Here is an 18216-nt window from a genome sequence, read left to right as displayed (position 1 = left end):
TGTCGCATTCTGGGGGATGCACGGCGGATATGCCCCTCTGTTCCGGAACGCGATCGCCGCAGACTGAAGTGGCGTTGACAGGAGGAAGCAGATGCGATTAGTGGTTGGCATGACCGGAGCGACCGGCGCCGCTCTGGGAATCCGTCTATTGGAAGCGCTGGCGCAGCTCGGCGTCGAAACCCACCTGGTTGTCAGTGACTGGGCGCGGGCGACGATCAAGATGGAGACCGACTTCGACGTCGCCGAGGTGCGGGCGATGGCGACACATGCCTACAGTGCCCGAGATCTGGCGGCGGGCATCTCGAGTGGATCCTTCCGCGCCGACGGCATGGTGGTGTGTCCGTGCAGCATGAAAACCTTGAGCGCCATCCGGATCGGCTTCAGCGACAACCTGATCACCCGAGCCGCCGATGTCACGCTCAAGGAACGGCGCAGGCTGGTGCTGGTCACCAGGGAGGCCCCGCTGAGCGAGATCCACCTGGAGAACATGCACTACCTGGCGCGAGCCGGTGCGGTGATCTTTCCCCCGACGGTGGCCTATTACGCCCGTCCCGGCACGGTCGAGGAGGTCACCGACTACGTGGTCGGCCGCATCATCGATCAGCTCGGGATCGAGCATTCGCTGATCGACCGCTGGAAAGACGATCACCACCCGATCTCGACGAACGACGACCAACCCGGTGGCGACCCCGAGCTCGCGCGGTTGGCCGTAGTGCGGAGCGCGCAATGAGCACCGCGTCAACCCTTTCCGGTACCGCAGACTCCGTCGGGCAGCCGGATCAGCACACCGGCCCGGATCTGCGCAGCTGGCTGGACACCCTGGAATCCGCCGGACAGTTACGCCGCATCACCGCGGCCGTCGACTGGGATGAAGAGATCGGCGCGATCACCCGCGCCAACCTCTGCCTTGGCGGCCCGGCATTGCTGTTCGAGAACATCACCGACCATGAAAACACCCGGTGCACCAAACTATTGACGTCGGCGGTCGGCAGCCGGCGTCAGCTCCGGTTACTGCTGGGCCTGCCCGACGACACCGGTGATTCGGCTGTCGTGCGTCACCTTCGCGAGGCGTTCCGCAACCCGGTTCCCCCGCGCATCGTCGAGACCGGACCCGTCAAACAGAACATCGTCGAGGGCGCCGACATCGACCTGCGGGAGTTTCCGGTGCCGAAATGGCACGGCGAAGACGGCGGCCGCTACATCGATACGTTCTGCGGCGTCATCACCCAGGACACCGTGACCGGCCGCGACAACATCGGCCTCTACCGGGGCCAGATCGTCGGCCGCGACAAGATCGCCAAACTGCTGGTTCCCAGCCAGGGTTGGGGTGGCCACATGGCGCAGTACAAACCGGAGCCGATGCCGGTCGCGGTGGTGTATGGCTGGCACGATGTGCTGCCGTTCTGCGCCGGCAGCCCGTTCCCGAAGAACATCTGCGAATGGGACATGATGGGTGCCCTTTTGGGCCGCCCGGTGGATCTGGTGGCCTGCGAATCGGTTCCGCTGCACGTGCCGGCGACCGCCGAGATCGTGGTCGAGGGATACATCGATCCCGATCCGTCGACCTTCGTGATGGAGGGCCCGTTCGCCGAATACCCGGGCTTCATCGGCGATGCGGCACCCGCGCCCGTACTACGCGTCACCCGCATCACCCACCGCGATGATCCGGTGCTGCGCGGCACCCTGGAAGGCATCCGGCCGGGCCTGCTCAACGAGGACAGCATCGTCAATTTCGCCCGGTCGGCCATCACCTGGAACGTGCTCGACGATCTCGGTATCGGCGGCATCACCGACCTCTGGATGAGCGAGGTGACCAACGGGCAAAACACCGTGGTGCAGATCCAGAAGCGCTACCGGGGTCATGCCCAACAGATCGCCTCGGCGCTGTGGGGAACCGGGGGCTCGATGTGGTTTCACAAGAACGTCGTGGTCGTCGAGGAGGATATCGACATCCACGACCCGACCGCCCTCGACTGGGCGATGTCCTACCGGGTCAATGCCGGCCGCGGCGACATCGCCTTCTTCGGGCCGGGCCTGGGCTCCTCACTGGATCCGTCCACCCCGCCGGAACGCAACGACACCAACAAATACGGCAGCGGCGAATGGACCCGGGTGCTCATCGACGCCACCCGCAGTTGGGACATCGACCCCAGGCCGGCCTGGGGAGGGCGGCGGTTCCCGCCGACCGACCGGCTGCCGGTCGAATTGGAGGCTCGCATCGCCGCCCGGTGGCAGGAGTACGGGATCGGTATCCCCTACCTGGACGATGCTGGGCGCGAACGGCTGACGCTGGCCCAACTGAGCAAGCGGATGCCGCAGGTATGAGGTGGGTTCGGTGAGCAAGACGGTGATGCTGGTCGTCTTCGACGGCGTGACACTCCTGGACATCGCGGGACCGGCCGAGGTGTTCGCCGAAGCCAACCGGTTCGGCGCGGACTATCGGCTGATCGTCGCCTCGGTGGACGGTCGCCCGGTGCAGACTTCGGTCGGGGTGCCGTTCACGGCCACCGACCGGATCTCGGCGCTGGAATCCGCCGACACGGTGATGGTGGCCGGCGGTAATGCGCTGGTCGGCCGCCCGATCGATCCCGAGCTGGTCGACGCACTGAAGACGGCAGCCACCCGTACCCGGCGGCTGGCCTCGGTGTGCACCGGATCGTTCGTCCTGGCGCGGGCCGGGCTGCTCAGCGGCCGTCGCGCCACCACCCACTGGCGCCATGCCGGGCTACTGGCCCGCGCCTTCCCCGACATCACCGTCGAACCGGACGCCATCTTCGTCCGCGACGGCGACGTCTTCACCTCGGCAGGGGTTTCGTCGGGCATCGACTTGGCGCTGGCCCTCGTCGAGCAGGACCACGGAACCGAGGTCGCCCGCGAGGTGGCACGAACCCTGGTGGTCTATCTCAAGCGCGCGGGCGGCCAATCGCAGTTCTCCGTGCTGGTTGAAAGCTATTCTCCACCATCACGATCCACGCTGCGGCGTGTTCTCGACTCGATCGCGGCCGATCCCGGAGCCGAACACACCGTGAAGAACCTCGCCGCCCAGGCGTCGCTGAGTACCCGTCAACTGACCCGACTGTTTCGCGCCGAGCTCGGCATTACCCCGGCCCGCTACGTCGAGACGGTCCGGATCGACATCGCCCGCGCCGCACTCGACGCCGGCCGCAGCGTCACCGATACGGCGCGGCTGGCCGGTTTCGGCAGCACCGAGACGTTGCGGCGGGTCTTCGCCACTCACCTCGGCGTCTCGCCGAAGGCCTACCGAGACCGATTCCGCACCAGCGCCTAGCGGTACTGCATGGCCGGCTACCCGCGGATCGCCGCTGCCGTATCGGCCAGTGTCTCTTGCGGATCCCGCAAGACGACGCCGAGATCGCGTTCGGCCGGTGAGTCGTCGGAGGCCGGCATCTGGGTGTAGTACTGCATCCCCGCCTCGGTGAACGGCGTGCTGATCGGCAGCACCCGCTCGGCCTGATCCATCAGGCGCCCGGCCCAGCGCAGCACCACGTCCGGAACCGGCGCGGCGAGCATGGCCGAACCGGACACCGTGGCGAAAAGTCCGGCCAGTTGCCGCGCGGGCACCCGATGCCCACCGGCCATGTAACGCCGCGGACCGCGGCCGGGCTCAAGCAGCGCCACGTGCAACGCCGCCAGGTCGCGGACGTCGACGACCAGCCAGGCCGCGTTGCGGCCCGGAATCACCCGCATCTGCAACGCGGTCCGCACCCCCTCGCCCGCCTCACCGAATCGGTCTCCGACCGGCGGCCCCAGCACCATGCCCGGGTAGGTGATGTTGACCGGGGCACCGGCTTGCTGCAGACCGCGCACGTAGCGCTCCTCACGGGCTTTGGACCGGCCGTAGCCGTCGGAGCCGCCGGCCACCGGCAGGTCGGCACGCAGCGTGCGCAGGCCGGGGCGGAACAGCGCGGTGAAGCTCGAGACGTGAATGATCGGGTCCAGTCCCAGCTCGACCGCGCCGCCGAGCACGTTGCGGGCGCCGTCGGAGTTGGTGGTCATCATCTGCTCGGCCTGCCGCGGATCGGTGGCGACCAGCGCGGCCGCATGCACGACGGCGTCGCAGCCGTCCAGCGCGCGCCGCACCGAGTCCGCGTCGGTGATGTCACCGACGACATGATCCGCGACGTTGACGCCGAGCCGCGCCACGCTGGTGTGCAGGCCGGCCGGGTTGCGAACCAGGAACCGCACCTGGTGCCCGGCGTCGCTGATCGCTTTGGCGGTCCAGCCGCCGACGAATCCGGTTCCTCCGGTGATCAACACCCGCATCGCAGTCATGCCCCGATTCTGCCCGGATCGGTGATGCGGCCGGGCCGCCTCAGGTGCGCTTGGGCAACTGGCCGGCGATCAGCGGCACGATCTTGTCGGCCATGTAGGCATGTCCGGCATCGGTGGGATGCACGCCGTCGGGACCGATCAGCTCGGGCCGGCCGACGAACCAGCGTTCGGCCAGCGGGTCGACGAACTCGGCCCCGACGACGCGTGCCTCGGCGCTCAGGATGTCGCGGATCCGCCACATGTTGCCGGGTACCTCAGCGGTGGGCCACGCCGGCCCGATCACCAGCATCCGGGCCGCCGGGGTGATCCGCCGGGCGAGGCCCAGGGTGTCGGCGACCAGCCGGGTCAGCTCGCTCGGTTCGACGTCCTGGTCGTTGCGCGAGCCGAAGAACACCACCAGCGCGTCGTCGGGTTGTACGCCCCGAGCCGTCAGATCCCCGAAGAGACCGCCCCGGTTGCCGCGCGCGGCATAACCGGCGCCGCCTTCGGCCGCCACGTCGGCGCTGATGTTGATGCCGCGGCCGGCCAGGATGTGCCACGCCCGCTCGGTCCAGTTCGCTGCGCCGCGACCGGTGTCCTCGTATCCGGCGGTGTAGGAGTCGCCGATGACGGCGACCCGGATCGGCGAGGCACTCAGCGACACGGTCTCGTAGTGGCGCGCGGAATCGTCGTCGCGGGCCAGGTAGCCGGTGCAGGCGACGACGGCGAGCACGATGGCCACCAGCGAGCCGGCGAACATCGTCAGCCGGCTCACCGCTCGCCTCCCCCGAACGGGTCAGTGCACACTGACCGGAACCGCCTCGGTGCGTCCATTCCGGAGCCGGTCATCCGCCGCGACGGGGGCGACCGGGTCGACGGCCAGCGGATCCTCGACCGGTGTGACCTGCGCCGTCTCCGGCCGGGTCCCGATCATCCGGCGCATCCAGCGCCGACCCGGCTCCTCGACGGCGTGAAACAACAACACCGACAACAGCGTCGCCCCCGCCAGCAGCCCGCACACCATCCACTTGGCCGCACCCGCCCCCTCGTCCAACACGATCTCGAATTGTATTGCGGCCCAGTTCCACGCGGTGTGCACCAGCTCGTGGACCATGTACAGACAGAACGAGATCTGCCCGCCGTAGACCATCACCCGAGTCGACAGCAGCACCGGCAGGCTGCCGGTTCCGATCGCCAGCGCCATCACCAGCGGCACGAACAGCACATCGACCAGCCCGCCGCTGTCGTGCAGCCCGGAGATCGGATGGGCGTCGAAGTAGTACAGGGTCCCGACGATCGCGACGATGAGCAACACCGCGCAGTAGCCGGCGCCACGGCGCGCCCGGTCGCTCAGTCCACGCGGCGGTCCCAGCTTCGCCTCTCCTCCGTCGAGCCTCGCTGAACCGCCGGCCTGCAGCTTGCGCACCGACGCGCAGGCCAGCGCGCCCGCGGTGAACTGCATGACGATGCGCGGCAGCCAGCTCCAGGGGGTGTAGAACTGGCCGGTGGCCAGCAACAGCAGCAGCGGCGGCAGCGAGGCGATGACCGCCAGCGCGGCCAGGCCACCGGCCGACGTCGCCCGCATCACCCGGTAGATCACCAGGACCAGCCCACCGAACAGCAGGTATGCCAGCCATTCGGCACTGATCGACCAGGCCGGCCCGTTCCAGCTGGTCCCGTCGAAGAACGGCTCGAACCACAGCTGCATCAGCAAGACCTGTCGCACGTAGCTGGTCGCGGTCATCCGGCTGAGGTCTTCGGTTGGCACATGGCCGACGTGCAGGGTGAAGATCACCCACAGCAGCGCCAGGTGCAACGTGACCAAATAGATCGGCCACACCCTGGCCAGCCGCAACCACAGGAAGTGCAGGGTGGCCCGCGGTGAGAAGGACTCCCCCATCCGTTCCAGATAGTTCCAGGTCAGCACGAAGCCACTGAGGATGAAGAACAGGTCGACGCCCTGAGCCCCGCAGTCGAGCACCGGGGCGAGCGCATCGCTGAAGGCCGGCGACCCCAGTCGCAGCAGCGGCCGGAAGTGGAACAGCACCACCCACACCGCGGCGATGATGCGAAGCCCGGTGAGGGCTTTGATCTCTCCGCTGCGCACAACACTCTTTCGCCGATGGGCTGTAGCTGTTTTGACTGCCGCTGTAGCGGGGACAGCGTATCGACCGGGAGTGCCGAATCGCGAGCGACCACGCCCGGTGATACTTGAGCGATGCCAGAGGAGTATCGGGTGGGTCGCGGGATCGCCGACATCACCGGCGAGCCGGCCGAATGCGGAATGCTTGGTTACGGCGTGGCCTCCCAGCAGACCTCCGGCCTGCACAACAGGTTGCGCGCCCGGGCGTTCGTGATCGTCCACCCCGCCAGTGAGGTGCGCCTGCTGCTGGTGGTGTGCGAACTGCCGCTGCTGCTGGAAAGCGTGCACCGTGAGGTGCTCGGTCGGCTGGCCGCCGCCCACGGCGAGCTGTACACCGTCCACAACGTGATGCTGACGGCGACGCACACCCATTGCGGTCCGGGCGGCTACTCCGACCACCGGCTCTACAACTCCAACACCGGCGGATTCCGGCCGCAGACGTTCGCCGCGATCGTCGACGGCATCTGCGAGGCCGTCGAGCGTGCCCACGCCGACCTCGCACCCGCCGCCCTGAGCCTGGCCGTCGGCCGGTTGCACGACGCCAGCAGCAACCGCTCGCCGTCAGCGTTCGCCCGCAACCCGGCGGCCGAGCGCGCCCACTTCCCCGACGCGATCGACCCGCAGACCACGCTGCTGCGCATCGAACGCGGCGGCCGGCTGGTCGGCGCGGTGAACTGGTTCGCCACCCACGGCACGTCCATGACCAATCGCAACACCTTGATCAGCGGCGACAACAAGGGCTACGCCGCCTACCGGTTGGAGCGCATCGACCGCGGCGTCGACTATCTGGCACCCGTTCCGCCCGACTTCGTCGCTGCCTTCGCCCAGACCAACAGCGGCGACATGTCGCCCAACCTCAACCACCGTCCCGGCAGCGGCCCCACCGAAGACGAGTTCGAGAACACCCGAATCATCGGGGAACGGCAGGCCGCCGCGGCCGCCGACCTGACGACTGGGCACGGCGCCGAGGTCACCGGCGGCCTTGCTGCCCTGGCCACCTACGTCGATTTATCCGATTTCGAGGTCTCACCCGAGTTCACCGGTGACGGCCGAACCCATCGCACCGGCCCCGCAGTGGCCGGGGCGGCGGCACTGGCCGGTACCGATGAGGGCCCGGGCCCGCTGCACCCACTGCTCAGACAGGGCCGCAACTGCATCGTCGACTCGCTGGTCGACGCCACCGTCTACCGCGTGGCGCCGCGACTGCGCGACGCCCACGCGCCCAAGGGCCTGGTGGGGCCGGGCAGCCGACTGAACCGGGCCCTGACGTTGATGCCCAACGGCGGCCCCGTGCAGTTGCTGCGCATCGGGCAGCTGTATCTGATCGGCATCCCCGCCGAGGTGACCATCGTGGCCGGGTTGCGGTTACGGCGCACCGTGGCCGCCATCGTGGGCGCCGAGTTGCGCGATGTGCTGGTGGCCGGCTACAGCAACGGCTACCTGCACTACGTCACCACGCCCGAGGAGTACCAGGAGCAGCGCTACGAGGGTGGCAGCACGCTGTTCGGACGGTGGGAACTGGCCGCGCTGCAGCAGGTGGCGGCCGGGCTGGCCACCGCGATGCGTGATCAGCAGCCGGCACCGGTCGGCAAAGCGGCCGTCGAGCCGCCCCGCAGCCGGCGGTCGCGCCGGCGGGTCAGCGCCGACGAGCCGGCCGCCGGCCGCCGGTTCGGCGAGGTGCTGCGGTCGCCGCTGGCCCACTACCAGCCGGGGGCCACGGTGGCGGCGGTGTTCGCCGGCGCCCACCCGAACAACGACCTGCACCGGGGCGGCACCTACCTGCGGGTTGAGCGGCAGACCGGCGGTGCCGAGGGTGGCTGGAGCACCGTGGCCGACGACGGGGACTGGTCGACGACGTTCCGCTGGCGCCGCGCCGGGCGCCGCGGGTCGACGGTCACGGTGACCTGGACGGTGCCCGAGGACACCGCCGCCGGACGCTACCGGCTGCGTTATGACGGCGCCGCCCGCGGGCTCGGGGGCCAGCTCACCGCTTTCACCGGGTGGACCGAGCCCTTCGAGATCTCACGAAAGCGTTAAGAGGCCGCCCAAGCTGCCTTAACTTCGCCGCCTAACCTCGGGAAATGTCACCGTCGGCCACCTGCCGACAATGACCGAATATCGGAAGCGGGGGCTGGCATGGCTATCACGATCACCACTTCGAGCACGGCGCGGATCGGCCAGCAGGGCAACCCCACCGTGAAGTGCGGTGACGCGCAGATCCGAGCGCACTCCCGGCACCTCGCGACGGTGATCGCGATCCGCGGCCGTATCGACTCCGGCAACGTCGACGAGCTCAGCGAGCACGCCCGGCGCTTCGTCCTGGCCAAGGAGCCGCTGCTGCTCGATCTGAGTGGGGTGACCTCGTTCGCCGCCGCCGGCATCTGGCTGCTGTGCGTCCTCGACGGTGACTGCCGCGCCGCGGGCGTCGACTGGACGCTGATCGAGGGTCCGGCTGTCAGTGAACTGCTCGGTGACTTCGACGAGGACGCCATGTTCCCGACGGCCCGCTCGGTCGAGCAGGCGCTGCACGCGCTCGCCGACGGCAACGACCGGCGCCGGCAGGCGCTGTTGCCGCTGTTCCAGAAGTCGGCTTAGCGATAGACCGGAGGTACCCCGGCGCCGCCGCGGCGCTGCGCTGGTGGCCGCCGCTCGGCGTGGTGGCGACGTTGGCCCTGGGATGGGCGGTAGGTCGCGGCTCGACACCCTTCGACGGCTGGTTCAGCCAGCGCATCCGCGGGATCTTCGGCGAGCAACCGCGGTGGCTGTTGGCCTTCACCAGCGGCTGGTTGGTGCTCGCGGTGCTGGTGGGATGTTTGGCTGTAGCCCTGCTCAGGCGGCAGTGGGCGCTGGCGGCGGCGGTGCTGATCTGCCCGTTCGTCGTCACCGCGGCCACCCAGGGCCTCAAGCACCTCTTCGACCGGCGCAACGGCGCCTACCTGGCATACCCCAGCGGGCACACCGCGCTGCTGGTCGCGGTGCTGGCCATGATGGTCGTGGTGGCCCACGCCGGCCGGGAGGCCCGGCGCTGGGCGCTGGCCCTGGCGGCCGGACTCAGTGTGCTGGGCATGCTCGGGCTGGTGGCCTGCGGCTATCACTTCGTCACCGACACGCTCGGTGCGGCGATGTTCGCCACTGCGCTGGTCTGCGCGGCCGCTCGGTTAACGTCTGCGCTGTGATCGTGCTGCTGCCCCCGTCGGAGACCAAGCGCACCGGCGGTGACGGGCGGCCGTTGCGACTCGACGCCCTGGGGTCGCCGCAATTGAACGAACTGCGGGCGACGCTGGTCGACGAGTTGGTCACGCTGGCCGCGGACCGGGAGGCCAGCCGGCACGCGCTGGCGCTCTCGGCTGCCCAGGACGCCGAGATCGAACGCAACGCGTTGCTGCGGACCGCGCCGACGGCGCCGGCGATCAACCGTTACACCGGGGTGCTCTACGAGGCGCTCGACGTCGATTCGCTGCGCGGCGCGGCGGCGGCGCGTGCGACGGCCCGGCTGACGGTCGGATCGGCGCTGTTCGGGCTGCTGCGGGCGACCGACCAGGTGCCGGCCTATCGTCTCTCGGCGGCCTCGAAGCTGCCCGGACGGCCCGGGCTGGCCAAACGCTGGCGGCCCGTCCTGGAGCCGGTGCTGGCCGAGATCGCCGCCGCCGAACTGGTCGTCGACCTGCGATCCGGGGCCTATGCGTCGCTGGCCAGGATCCCCGGTGCCGTCTGCGTCGACGTCGTCGCCGAACACCCCGATGGCCGGCGGGTCTCGGTCAGCCATTTCAACAAGGCCCACAAGGGCCGGCTGGCGCGGGCACTGGCCTCGACCAGGGCCGAGCCGGACGACGTCGCGGGCGTGGCGGCGACCGCTCGGCGAGCCGGGATGCGGGTGGAACGCCACGACCACCGTTTGACCGTCGTGGTTGCGGCATGAGACACGACAATGGGCGAATGGCGACGCTGCGGATCCTGCTGCTTGCCGTGCTGATCGCCGGCTGGCTGCCGGCCGGGCCGGCCGCGGCGGCCCCCGGGGGCGACGTGCCGCCGCTGCCCGCACCCGCCCGCGCGGCCGGTTTCGTCGACGTCCGTAGCGCAGTTCCCGACGCGATCATCGACCTGCGGTACGCCACGACCAACAACTTCACCGGCGTGCAGCTGTATCCGGCGAACGCCCGGTGCCTGGTGCACGAGTCGCTGGCCCCGGGGTTGGCGGCGGCAGCCGATGTGCTGCGCCGACGCGGCCGAACGCTGGTGTTCTGGGACTGCTACCGCCCGCATGCGGTACAGGTCCGGATGTTCGAGGTGGTGCCGGACCCGAATTGGGTTGCCCGCCCGGGACCGCTGGCCCGCAGCCACGAGACCGGGCGGTCGGTCGACGTGACCACCGCCGACCCGCAGGGCCGGCTGGTCGAGATGGGCACCGGCTTCGACGACTTCTCCCCCCGTGCCGCTGCATTCGCCGAGGGGATCGGCGCGCAGGCCGCCGCCGAACGCGCCGCCCTGCGCGAGGCGATGAGCGCCGGCGGCCTCGCCGTCTACCCCGGGGAGTGGTGGCACTTCGACGGGCCGGGCGCCGGCGTGGGCAGGCCGATCCTCGATGTGGCGGTCAATTAGGCGGTGGCGCCGCCAGGTGCCGCTCCACCGACTCCACCTTGGTGCTCATCGCGTCGACCGCGCCGGCTCGCCAGTCGGCCTTGATTACCGTGCTCACTCGTGGCGACCGGGCGGCCACCGCTTCCACCGCCCGCTGCACGACCGCCATCGCCTCGGCCCAGCTGTCGCTTTCGATCACCGTGAACATCGAATCGGTGCGATTCGGCAGCCCCGACTCGCGAACCACCCGCACCGCTTCCGCGACGATCTCGCCGACTCCCTCGCCCGCCCCCAGCGGCGTGACCGAGAACGCAACCAACACCGACATTGCGACCACCCTCCCGCAGACACCACCACCGAGCCTACTTAGCATCGAGCCCGTGCGGGTTCTGGTGCAACGCGTCGCGTCGGCGCGAGTCACGGTCGACGGCGAAACCGTCGGCGCCATCGCCCCGGACGGACAGGGACTGGTGGCGCTGGTCGGGGTCACCCACGACGATGATGTGAAGACAGCCCATCGGCTCGCCGAAAAGCTCTGGTACCTACGGATTCTCGACGAACAACGATCGGCGGCCGACGTGGGTGCACCGATCCTGGTGGTCAGCCAGTTCACCCTCTACGCCGACACCGCCAAGGGGCGGCGCCCGTCCTGGAACGCCGCTGCCCCCGGTGCCGTCGCCGAGCCGCTGGTCGACGAGTTCGCCGAGGCGCTGCGGCGGTTGGGTGCCCGGGTGGCCACCGGCCGATTCGGGGCGCACATGCACGTGGAACTGGTCAACGACGGCCCGGTGACCGTGCTGCTCGAGCTCTGACGCGAAACCCGCCGTGCCCGGCACGGCGCGCCGTTAACGTTGCCAGGATGGACACATCAGCCAAGATCCGCTGCGGGGGCTATGCCGCGATAGCGGTCGTCGCCCTGATCGCCACCTGGAGCCAGAACCTGGCCTACGAGGGCTCCGATTTTCTCTCCCGGTTCATCCCGGACACCGCAGTGACGCCGGCGTCGCGCTCGATCACCGCCGATATCTTGATGCTCTTCTTGGCGGCGGCGGTGCTGATGGTCGCCGAGGCTCGCCGGCACCACGTCCGGTTCGTGTGGGCCTACATCGCAGGCGGATTCCTCATCGCGATCAGCGTCACGTTCCCGTTGTTTCTGATCGCCCGCGAACGACGGTTGGCGGCCGAGGGCGCGCAGACACCCCGACTGGGTGCCCTGGATATGACGCTGCTGGCTGTGGTCACGTTGGTGTTGGTGGCCACCACGCTGTGGGTCGACACCCGGTAGCGGCGCCCCTCACCATCTACGTCAGCGTGAGTCGGGGGGCCGGCCTTTCCGATTCGACACGATCCCCGGGGCGCGTGTCCCCACCCCGACCTGACGACCGCCCGCCCGAAGCTGGGTGACCACCGCGGCGCTAACGGGGGCCCGGCGGCGCGGGCATCCCGCTCACCGACACCGGCGGCAGATAGACGCCCACCAGGCTCCGACGCCACCACGCCCGATCTCGCCGACGCTCGGCAGGTGTGGTGAAGCGGTATTCGTAGAGCAGCGCCCGCACGTAGCGCGGCGGCTCGTCGGGAAACGGGTTGTGGCGCAACAGTCGCACTGTATCGCGGTCGTTGCGCAGCAGACGTTGCAACAGGGCGTCGCGCCACGGTCGCGCGTAAGCGGGTGAGAGCGCGGCAAACCACATCAGCCAGTCCAGCCGCAGATGGTATGGCGCCCATTGCCGCGGCAACCGATCCAGCGCACCGGGTTTGCCCTTGAACTCGTATTCGCGCCAGACCGTCTGGTCGGTGAGCTCGGTGGCTGCGGTCCCCTCGATGACCACTTCCCGGCGGCAACGGCCGACGGTGCCGAATGCCCCGTAACTGTTGACCAGATGAAACGGGTTGAACGAGGCGTTCATTCGCTGATGCCGTGAGGCCAGGTTGCGCACCGGCCAGTAGCTGAGCACGACCACCGCGGCGGTGAACGCGATCACCACGGCGGTGAACCACACCGGGGATTCCGGCATCTCCGGTGGCCGCAACCCGGGAAACAGTCCGGTGAGCCAGGATTGGTCGAGCGCCGCGGCGGCCAGCACGATCGTCACCCAGTTCAGCCAGGCGAAGTTGCCGGAGGCCACCAGCCACAGCTGGGTGACGATGATGATCGCCGCCGCCGCCCCGGCGATCGGCTGGGGGGCGAACAGCCCGAACGGCACCACCAGCTGGGCGAAGTGGTTGCCGGCGGCTTCAATACGGTGCAGCGGCTTGGGCAGCTGGTGGAAGAACCAGCTCAGCGGGCCCGGCATCGGTTGGGTCTCGTGGTGGAAGTACAGGCAGGTCAAATCGCGCCAGCAGGAGTCACCACGCAGCTTGATCAACCCCGCCCCGAACTCGATCCGGAACAGCAGCCACCGGGCCAGCCACATCACCAGCACCGGCGGTGCGACCCGGTCGTTGCCCAAAAACACCGCCAGGAACCCGGCCTCCAGCAGGATCGACTCCCAGCCGAACGAGTACCACGCCTGGCCGACGTTGACGATCGACAGGTACATCACCCACAGCAGCAACCAGATCGACATCACCGCCCACAACGGCACCAGCTCGCCGGCGCCGGCCACCAGCGCCGCCGCCAGCGCCGCGCCGGACCAGCAGGTGGCGGCGAAGAACCGATCCGAGTAGTGCAGCTGGAATATGCTGGGCGCCACCCGAAATGACCGCCGTCGCAGGTACCGCGGCACCGGCAGCATGCCGCTCTCGCCGATCAGCGCGCGAAACTGCCGCCCGGCAGCGACGAACGCGACCACGTACACCGCGGCGATGCCGCGTTGCAGCACCAGCCGGCCCAGCCAATAGCCGGACCCGTCGAACCACGCCCAGTGTGTGTCCACGCCCGCAACTCCTCGGTGTGACGTTCATACCACCGGTTGCGGGTCACCATCAGCCGGTTGACAATGCGCGTCGCAGCAGATGCATCGCCACCGTCGTCGACCGTTCCCGGACGTCGGCGCGGTCCCCGGGCAGCCGAGTCGTCCGGGTGAGCAGCGTGCCGTCGCCCAGGGCAACGCAGAAACAGACCGTGCCCACCGGCTTGTCCGGCGTTCCGCCGCCGGGCCCGGCGATTCCGGTGATCGCCACCGCGGTGTCCGCGGCGAATCGGCGCAGTGCGCCGGCGGCCATCGCCTCGGCCACCGGTTCGGAGACCGCGCCGTGCTCGGCGATCAATGCCGGGTCAACGTCGAGCAGGTCCGCCTTGGCGTCGTTGGAGTAGGACACCACCCCGCCGGCGAGATAGTCCGAGGCCCCGGGCGGGTCGGCCAGTCTGCCCGCCAGCAGGCCCGCGGTGCACGATTCCGCGGTCGCGATCCACCGGCCGGCCAACAGCCCCGCCACCAGATCGTCGATCCGCGAACCGTCTTCGGAGAAGATCGCCCGGGCGTGCCGCTCACGCAGCACCGCCAGCAGTTGTACGTAGGCCGCCGCCGCGTCAGGCTCGTAGCGGGTGACGATCTCGAGCTCGCCGCCACGAAGGCAGGTGGTGATCTCCAGCCGCACGAAGTCCGCGATCACTTGTTGTGCGTGCCGCAGCGTGTCGGCCAGCCCGGACTCGGGCAGCCCGAACATCCGCACGGTCTGCTGTTCGTAGTGGGTCCGGCCGGCGATCGCCTGCTGCACTTCGGGGGTGTTGATCGCCTTGTGCCACATCGGTTGCAACTCGCGGGGCGGACCCGGCAGCACCACCACCGTCGGGGCGCCGGGCACCACCACTCCCGGGGCGGTGCCCACCGGGTCGAGCACGGTCGAGCCGGCCGGGATCAACGCCTGCTTGCGGTTGGCCGCCCGGACCGTCGCGAAATCCGGAGCGCCCGGACCGGTGAAGCGCGCCATCAGCGGCTTGATGATCTCGGCGATCCGGGCCTCCAGTGCGGCGTCGAGCACCACATCCCGGCCACAGAACCGGGCGACGGTGTCGACCGTCAGGTCATCAGCCGTCGGCCCCAGGCCGCCGCTGGTGATGATCAGGTCGACACCCTCGCCGGCCAGGAACCGCAGCTGTGCCTCGATGTCGCGGGGCCGGTCGCCGCAGATCGTGATGTGCGCCAGCTCAACTCCGAGCTCCAAGAGCCGGTCGGCCAGCCACGGTCCGTTGCGATCTGCGATCCGCCCGGTGAGGACCTCGGTACCGGTGACGACGATTCCTGCGCGTGCGCTCACCGGTCCGAGGTTACGGCCTCAGCGTCAGGGCAAGCCGGGAATCAGCATGACCTCCATCGGCGTCACCGGAGCCGTCGGCGCGAAGATGCCGGGGACCATGGTGGTCGGTGCGGCCGCCACCGGTGTCGTGCCGCCGAAGTTCGGCAGCGGGAACGGCAGCACCGAACTGAGGTTGGCCAGCCCGGGCAGGGCGGTGGGCTGGCTGGCCGTCGTCGTGGTCTGCGGCACGTTGAGTGTGGCGGTGGCGATCGGCGACTGCGCCGGCGACGCGGCGGGCGCCAGCGGCGTTCCGCTCAGCGCGGAGGTGGTGGTCTGCAGCAACTGCTGCGGAATGGCCGTCGAGGACGCGACCATCTGCTCGACCACACCGGGCAGCCCCGGGTTGATCGGAGCGGTGTCCGCGGTGGCGGCGGTGCTGGAGGCGAGCGCCCCCAGGAACAGTCCCGCGGCGGCACCGGCCGCAACAGTGAGGTACTTACGGATTCGTGACATGGCTTCTTCCCCATCCCGATAACAACAAGGTCGGGACCGAAGTTAGCGCTGTGAAAAATGTCGCCCAGAGTGACACGAGGGGCGGTTATGCAACCGTTGCGAACCGGAGCCGCCCCGGTTACCGAGGCGCTATCTGGCCAGCCAGCTCTGGATCTTGCCCAGATCGGTGGTGTAGGCCAGCAACACCGAGTCCTCATAGTGCGCGCCGCCGTTGAGGGTGCCGGCATCGCGCCACACGGCGTGGACGTGGAAGACCCCCCGACCGTAGACGTCGACGCGCTCCCGCTGGGTTCGCTGCCAGCCCAGCTGCTCGGCCCGCTCGGCCAGGGTCTGGCGCGCCTCGCCCGCAGCGGTCTCACTGGTCGTCGAGGCGGTCTGTTCATCCATAGGCCGAACACGCTATCAGCTGCCGGTTTCGCCACTGCCGCTGCGGCGCGTGACCACCAACGCCGGCGGGCCCCGCCGTAACATCGACGCCGATGACCAGCGATCTGATCGCCGAGATCGACAGCACCGAGCCGGGAGCCCGGGTCGGGGCGTTCTTCGACCTGGACGGCACGCTGGTGTCGGGGTTCACCGCCACCGCGCATGCCGGCGACCGGATCCGCCGGCGCCAGGCCCGGGCCGGCGAGGTGCTCGGCGTCATCGAGGCCGCCGTTCGGTACCGGTTGGGCCGCATGCAATTCGAACGCCTCTTGATACGCGCGGCAGGGTACCTGCGCGGCGAATCGATCCGTGAGCTCGACGACATCGGTGAGCGGCTCTTCGCCGACCACATCACCGGCCGGATATACCCGCTCATGCAGCAGGTGGTTCGGGCCCACCAGCAGCGCGGCCACAGTGTGGTGCTGAGCTCCTCGGCGCTGACCATCCACGCCGAACCGGTCGCCCGGTATTTGGGTATCGGACAGGTGCTGTGCAACCGGTTCGAACTCGACGAACAAGGACTGCTGACCGGTGACATCGTCAAACCGGTGGTGTGGGGCCGCCAGAAGGCGGCTGCGGTGCAGCGGTTCTGCGCGGACAACGGGATCGACCTCGGCCAGAGCTTCTTCTACGCCGACGGCAATGAGGATGCCGCACTGATGTCGCTGGTGGGCCGGCCACGGCCGGTCAATCCGCGGCCCGGGCTGGCGGCGCTGGCCGCCGAGCACGGCTGGCCGGTGCTGCGTGTCAGCGGGCCCGGCCGTCCGCCCGGCCGTTCCCTGCGTCGCGCAGCCGGTTTCGGGGTGGCGGTGTTACGGGCTGTCGCCACGCGCTGAGCGGTTACACGATCGGCGGTAGTGTGGGCTGCAGAGCGCTCACCTGGTGGCCGACTGGCCTAGCCGCGCCCGGGTCTGGTACTAAATTAGAACACGTTCCACTTCCATCCGCCGCCCTCGAAGGAGTAGGTCATGCACACTCCCCTCTGCGACGAACTCGGCATCGAGTTCCCGATCTTTGCGTTCACCCACTGCCGCGACGTGGTCGTCGCAGTGAGCAAGGCTGGCGGGTTCGGGGTGCTCGGCGCGGTCGGCTTCACCCCCGAGCAACTCGAGATCGAACTGAAGTGGATCGACGAGAACATCGGGGACCACCCCTACGGCGTGGACATCGTCATCCCGAACAAATACGAGGGCATGGACTCCGGGCAGTCCGCCGAGGAACTCGCCGAGTCGCTTCGCAAGCTGGTACCGCAGGAGCACCTGGACTTCGGCAAGAAGCTGCTCGCCGACCACGGTGTCCCGGTCGAGAACGCCGCCGAGGACAGCCTGCAGTTGCTCGGGTGGACCGAGGCGACCGCCACCCCGCAGGTCGAAGTGGCGCTGCAGCATCCCAAGGTGACGATGATCGCCAACGCGCTGGGGACTCCCCCGGCCGACATGATCAAGCACATCCACGAGTCCGGCCGCAAGGTCGCCGCGCTGTGCGGCTCCGCATCGCAGGCGCGCAAGCACGCCGCGGCCGGTGTGGACATCATCATCGCCCAGGGCGGCGAGGCGGGCGGCCACTGTGGCGAGGTGGGTTCGATCGTGCTGTGGCCCGAGGTCGTCAAGGCCGTGGCACCAGTGCCGGTGCTGGCGGCGGGCGGCATCGGCAGCGGTCAGCAGATCGCCGCGGCCCTGGCGCTGGGCGCCCAGGGCGCGTGGACCGGCTCGCAGTGGCTGATGGTCGAGGAGTCCTCCAACACCGAGGCGCAGCACGCCGCCTACATCAAGGCGACCAGCCGCGACACCGTCCGCAGCCGCTCCTTCACCGGTAAGCCGGCCCGGATGCTGCGCAATGAGTGGACCGAGGCGTGGGAGGCTCCGGGGAACCCCAAGCCGCTGGGTATGCCGCTGCAGTACATGGTCTCCGGCATGGCGGTCCGGGCGACCAACAAGTACCCCAATGAGAGCGTCGACGTGGCGTTCAACCCGGTGGGCCAGGTCGTCGGCCAGTTCACCAAGGTGGAGAAGACCTCGACGGTCATCGAGCGCTGGGTGCAGGAGTACCTCGAGGCGACCAGCACCCTGGAGGCGCTCAACGAGGCCTCCGGAGTCTGACCG

The 18216-nt window shown here is 69.4% G+C and carries 20 protein-coding genes; 12 read left to right on the top strand and 8 right to left on the bottom strand.

The window, feature by feature from the left end; translation table 11 throughout:
* Positions 1 to 91 precede the first annotated feature (91 nt).
* The 3 genes from ACAG20_RS02975 to ACAG20_RS02965 are packed head-to-tail and all read left to right on the top strand — an operon-like array spanning position 92 to position 3289.
* The gene (locus tag ACAG20_RS02975) at positions 92 to 730 is read left to right on the top strand and encodes a UbiX family flavin prenyltransferase (RefSeq protein WP_112683715.1); all 639 of its coding nucleotides are present in this window, start codon (positions 92 to 94) and stop codon (positions 728 to 730) included.
* Positions 727 to 2325, top strand: a complete 1599-nt coding sequence (locus ACAG20_RS02970; RefSeq protein ID WP_370491473.1) for a UbiD family decarboxylase — start codon at positions 727 to 729, stop codon at positions 2323 to 2325. Before ACAG20_RS02975 ends, ACAG20_RS02970 begins: the two co-directional genes overlap by 4 nt.
* Before the next feature lie 25 nt (positions 2326 to 2350).
* The gene (locus ACAG20_RS02965) at positions 2351 to 3289 is read left to right on the top strand and encodes a GlxA family transcriptional regulator (protein ID WP_370491727.1); all 939 of its coding nucleotides are present in this window, start codon (positions 2351 to 2353) and stop codon (positions 3287 to 3289) included.
* A 17-nt stretch (positions 3290 to 3306) separates the two neighbouring features.
* Here the strand turns inward: ACAG20_RS02965 and ACAG20_RS02960 are convergent, their stop codons facing one another.
* The 3 genes from ACAG20_RS02960 to ACAG20_RS02950 are packed head-to-tail and all read right to left on the bottom strand — an operon-like array spanning position 3307 to position 6379.
* Positions 3307 to 4284, bottom strand: a complete 978-nt coding sequence (locus ACAG20_RS02960; protein WP_370491726.1) for an NAD-dependent epimerase/dehydratase family protein — start codon at positions 4282 to 4284, stop codon at positions 3307 to 3309.
* Positions 4285 to 4333: 49 nt separating this feature from the next.
* Entirely contained in the window at positions 4334 to 5047 is a 714-nt protein-coding gene (locus ACAG20_RS02955) for a GDSL lipase (protein ID WP_234825502.1), read from the bottom strand.
* Positions 5048 to 5068: 21 nt separating this feature from the next.
* Entirely contained in the window at positions 5069 to 6379 is a 1311-nt protein-coding gene (locus ACAG20_RS02950) for an acyltransferase (RefSeq protein ID WP_112683717.1), read from the bottom strand.
* A 111-nt stretch (positions 6380 to 6490) separates the two neighbouring features.
* On the opposite strand from ACAG20_RS02950, the gene ACAG20_RS02945 reads away from it, so the two are divergent.
* The 5 genes from ACAG20_RS02945 to ACAG20_RS02925 all read left to right on the top strand — a co-directional run bounded on the left by ACAG20_RS02945 (position 6491) and on the right by ACAG20_RS02925 (position 11014).
* Positions 6491 to 8452 carry a neutral/alkaline non-lysosomal ceramidase N-terminal domain-containing protein gene (locus ACAG20_RS02945; protein ID WP_370491472.1) on the top strand — a complete coding sequence of 654 codons (1962 nt, stop codon included), beginning with the start codon at positions 6491 to 6493 and terminating at the stop codon, positions 8450 to 8452.
* A 99-nt stretch (positions 8453 to 8551) separates the two neighbouring features.
* Positions 8552 to 9010, top strand: a complete 459-nt coding sequence (locus tag ACAG20_RS02940; RefSeq protein ID WP_112689560.1) for an STAS domain-containing protein — start codon at positions 8552 to 8554, stop codon at positions 9008 to 9010.
* 62 nt (positions 9011 to 9072) lie between these two features.
* Complete coding sequence (locus ACAG20_RS02935; RefSeq protein ID WP_370491471.1) at positions 9073 to 9591, top strand: phosphatase PAP2 family protein; 519 nt, start codon at positions 9073 to 9075, stop codon at positions 9589 to 9591.
* A complete protein-coding gene (gene yaaA / locus ACAG20_RS02930) occupies positions 9588 to 10334 on the top strand; it encodes a peroxide stress protein YaaA (RefSeq protein ID WP_112689556.1) in 747 nt (248 codons plus the stop codon). The genes ACAG20_RS02935 and yaaA overlap by 4 nt, the downstream gene beginning before the upstream one ends.
* A 17-nt stretch (positions 10335 to 10351) precedes the next feature.
* Positions 10352 to 11014: a M15 family metallopeptidase gene (locus ACAG20_RS02925; RefSeq protein WP_370491470.1), complete on the top strand. Its 663-nt coding sequence runs from the start codon at positions 10352 to 10354 to the stop codon at positions 11012 to 11014.
* Here ACAG20_RS02925 and ACAG20_RS02920 read toward each other — a convergent pair.
* Positions 11007 to 11321, bottom strand: coding sequence for an MTH1187 family thiamine-binding protein (locus ACAG20_RS02920; RefSeq protein ID WP_112688437.1), 315 nt, complete (start codon positions 11319 to 11321; stop codon positions 11007 to 11009). The two genes, ACAG20_RS02925 and ACAG20_RS02920, sit on opposite strands and share 8 nt — an antisense overlap.
* Before the next feature lie 52 nt (positions 11322 to 11373).
* Here ACAG20_RS02920 and dtd point away from each other — a divergent pair, with 52 nt between their 5' ends.
* Positions 11374 to 11805: a D-aminoacyl-tRNA deacylase gene (gene dtd, locus ACAG20_RS02915; RefSeq protein WP_112688439.1), complete on the top strand. Its 432-nt coding sequence runs from the start codon at positions 11374 to 11376 to the stop codon at positions 11803 to 11805.
* A gap of 47 nt (positions 11806 to 11852) precedes the next feature.
* Positions 11853 to 12278: a DUF2834 domain-containing protein gene (locus tag ACAG20_RS02910; protein ID WP_370491469.1), complete on the top strand. Its 426-nt coding sequence runs from the start codon at positions 11853 to 11855 to the stop codon at positions 12276 to 12278.
* A 130-nt stretch (positions 12279 to 12408) separates the two neighbouring features.
* On the opposite strand, the gene ACAG20_RS02905 is transcribed toward ACAG20_RS02910, so the two are convergent.
* The 4 genes from ACAG20_RS02905 to ACAG20_RS02890 all read right to left on the bottom strand — a co-directional run bounded on the left by ACAG20_RS02905 (position 12409) and on the right by ACAG20_RS02890 (position 16075).
* Positions 12409 to 13872 carry a lipase maturation factor family protein gene (locus ACAG20_RS02905; RefSeq protein ID WP_370491468.1) on the bottom strand — a complete coding sequence of 488 codons (1464 nt, stop codon included), beginning with the start codon at positions 13870 to 13872 and terminating at the stop codon, positions 12409 to 12411.
* Positions 13873 to 13921: 49 nt separating this feature from the next.
* Positions 13922 to 15196, bottom strand: a complete 1275-nt coding sequence (locus ACAG20_RS02900) for a competence/damage-inducible protein A (protein ID WP_112688445.1) — start codon at positions 15194 to 15196, stop codon at positions 13922 to 13924.
* A 24-nt stretch (positions 15197 to 15220) separates the two neighbouring features.
* Complete coding sequence (locus ACAG20_RS02895) at positions 15221 to 15688, bottom strand: hypothetical protein (RefSeq protein WP_370491467.1); 468 nt, start codon at positions 15686 to 15688, stop codon at positions 15221 to 15223.
* A gap of 129 nt (positions 15689 to 15817) precedes the next feature.
* On the bottom strand, positions 15818 to 16075 hold the full coding sequence (locus tag ACAG20_RS02890) for a hypothetical protein (protein ID WP_112688449.1): 258 nt from the start codon (positions 16073 to 16075) through the stop codon (positions 15818 to 15820).
* A gap of 92 nt (positions 16076 to 16167) precedes the next feature.
* On the opposite strand from ACAG20_RS02890, the gene ACAG20_RS02885 reads away from it, so the two are divergent.
* Both ACAG20_RS02885 and ACAG20_RS02880 read left to right on the top strand, forming a co-directional pair.
* Positions 16168 to 16950 (top strand): HAD family hydrolase, encoded by a 783-nt coding sequence (locus ACAG20_RS02885; protein WP_370491466.1) that lies wholly within the window; start codon positions 16168 to 16170, stop codon positions 16948 to 16950.
* Between the two features lie 132 nt (positions 16951 to 17082).
* Complete coding sequence (locus tag ACAG20_RS02880; protein ID WP_370491465.1) at positions 17083 to 18213, top strand: nitronate monooxygenase; 1131 nt, start codon at positions 17083 to 17085, stop codon at positions 18211 to 18213.
* Positions 18214 to 18216: the final 3 nt, after the last annotated feature.

Source organism: Mycobacterium sp. pW045, from assembly GCF_041287085.1.
GTDB classification, from domain to species: domain Bacteria; phylum Actinomycetota; class Actinomycetes; order Mycobacteriales; family Mycobacteriaceae; genus Mycobacterium; species Mycobacterium algericum_A.
The sequence above is the reverse complement of the archived record's forward strand: the minus strand, read 5'-3'. Positions and strand labels throughout refer to the sequence as shown.

Coding starts and splice junctions, on each gene's coding strand:
- ACAG20_RS02940 (WP_112689560.1), top strand. CDS start 8,552: ATGGCTATCACGATCACCACTTCGAGCACGGCGCGGATCGGCCAGCAG.
- ACAG20_RS02970 (WP_370491473.1), top strand. CDS start 727: ATGAGCACCGCGTCAACCCTTTCCGGTACCGCAGACTCCGTCGGGCAG.
- ACAG20_RS02945 (WP_370491472.1), top strand. CDS start 6,491: ATGCCAGAGGAGTATCGGGTGGGTCGCGGGATCGCCGACATCACCGGC.
- ACAG20_RS02890 (WP_112688449.1), bottom strand. CDS start 16,075: ATGGATGAACAGACCGCCTCGACGACCAGTGAGACCGCTGCGGGCGAG.
- ACAG20_RS02975 (WP_112683715.1), top strand. CDS start 92: ATGCGATTAGTGGTTGGCATGACCGGAGCGACCGGCGCCGCTCTGGGA.
- ACAG20_RS02895 (WP_370491467.1), bottom strand. CDS start 15,688: ATGTCACGAATCCGTAAGTACCTCACTGTTGCGGCCGGTGCCGCCGCG.
- ACAG20_RS02880 (WP_370491465.1), top strand. CDS start 17,083: ATGCACACTCCCCTCTGCGACGAACTCGGCATCGAGTTCCCGATCTTT.
- ACAG20_RS02925 (WP_370491470.1), top strand. CDS start 10,352: ATGGCGACGCTGCGGATCCTGCTGCTTGCCGTGCTGATCGCCGGCTGG.
- ACAG20_RS02920 (WP_112688437.1), bottom strand. CDS start 11,321: ATGTCGGTGTTGGTTGCGTTCTCGGTCACGCCGCTGGGGGCGGGCGAG.
- ACAG20_RS02885 (WP_370491466.1), top strand. CDS start 16,168: ATGACCAGCGATCTGATCGCCGAGATCGACAGCACCGAGCCGGGAGCC.
- ACAG20_RS02965 (WP_370491727.1), top strand. CDS start 2,351: ATGCTGGTCGTCTTCGACGGCGTGACACTCCTGGACATCGCGGGACCG.
- ACAG20_RS02960 (WP_370491726.1), bottom strand. CDS start 4,284: ATGCGGGTGTTGATCACCGGAGGAACCGGATTCGTCGGCGGCTGGACC.
- ACAG20_RS02910 (WP_370491469.1), top strand. CDS start 11,853: ATGGACACATCAGCCAAGATCCGCTGCGGGGGCTATGCCGCGATAGCG.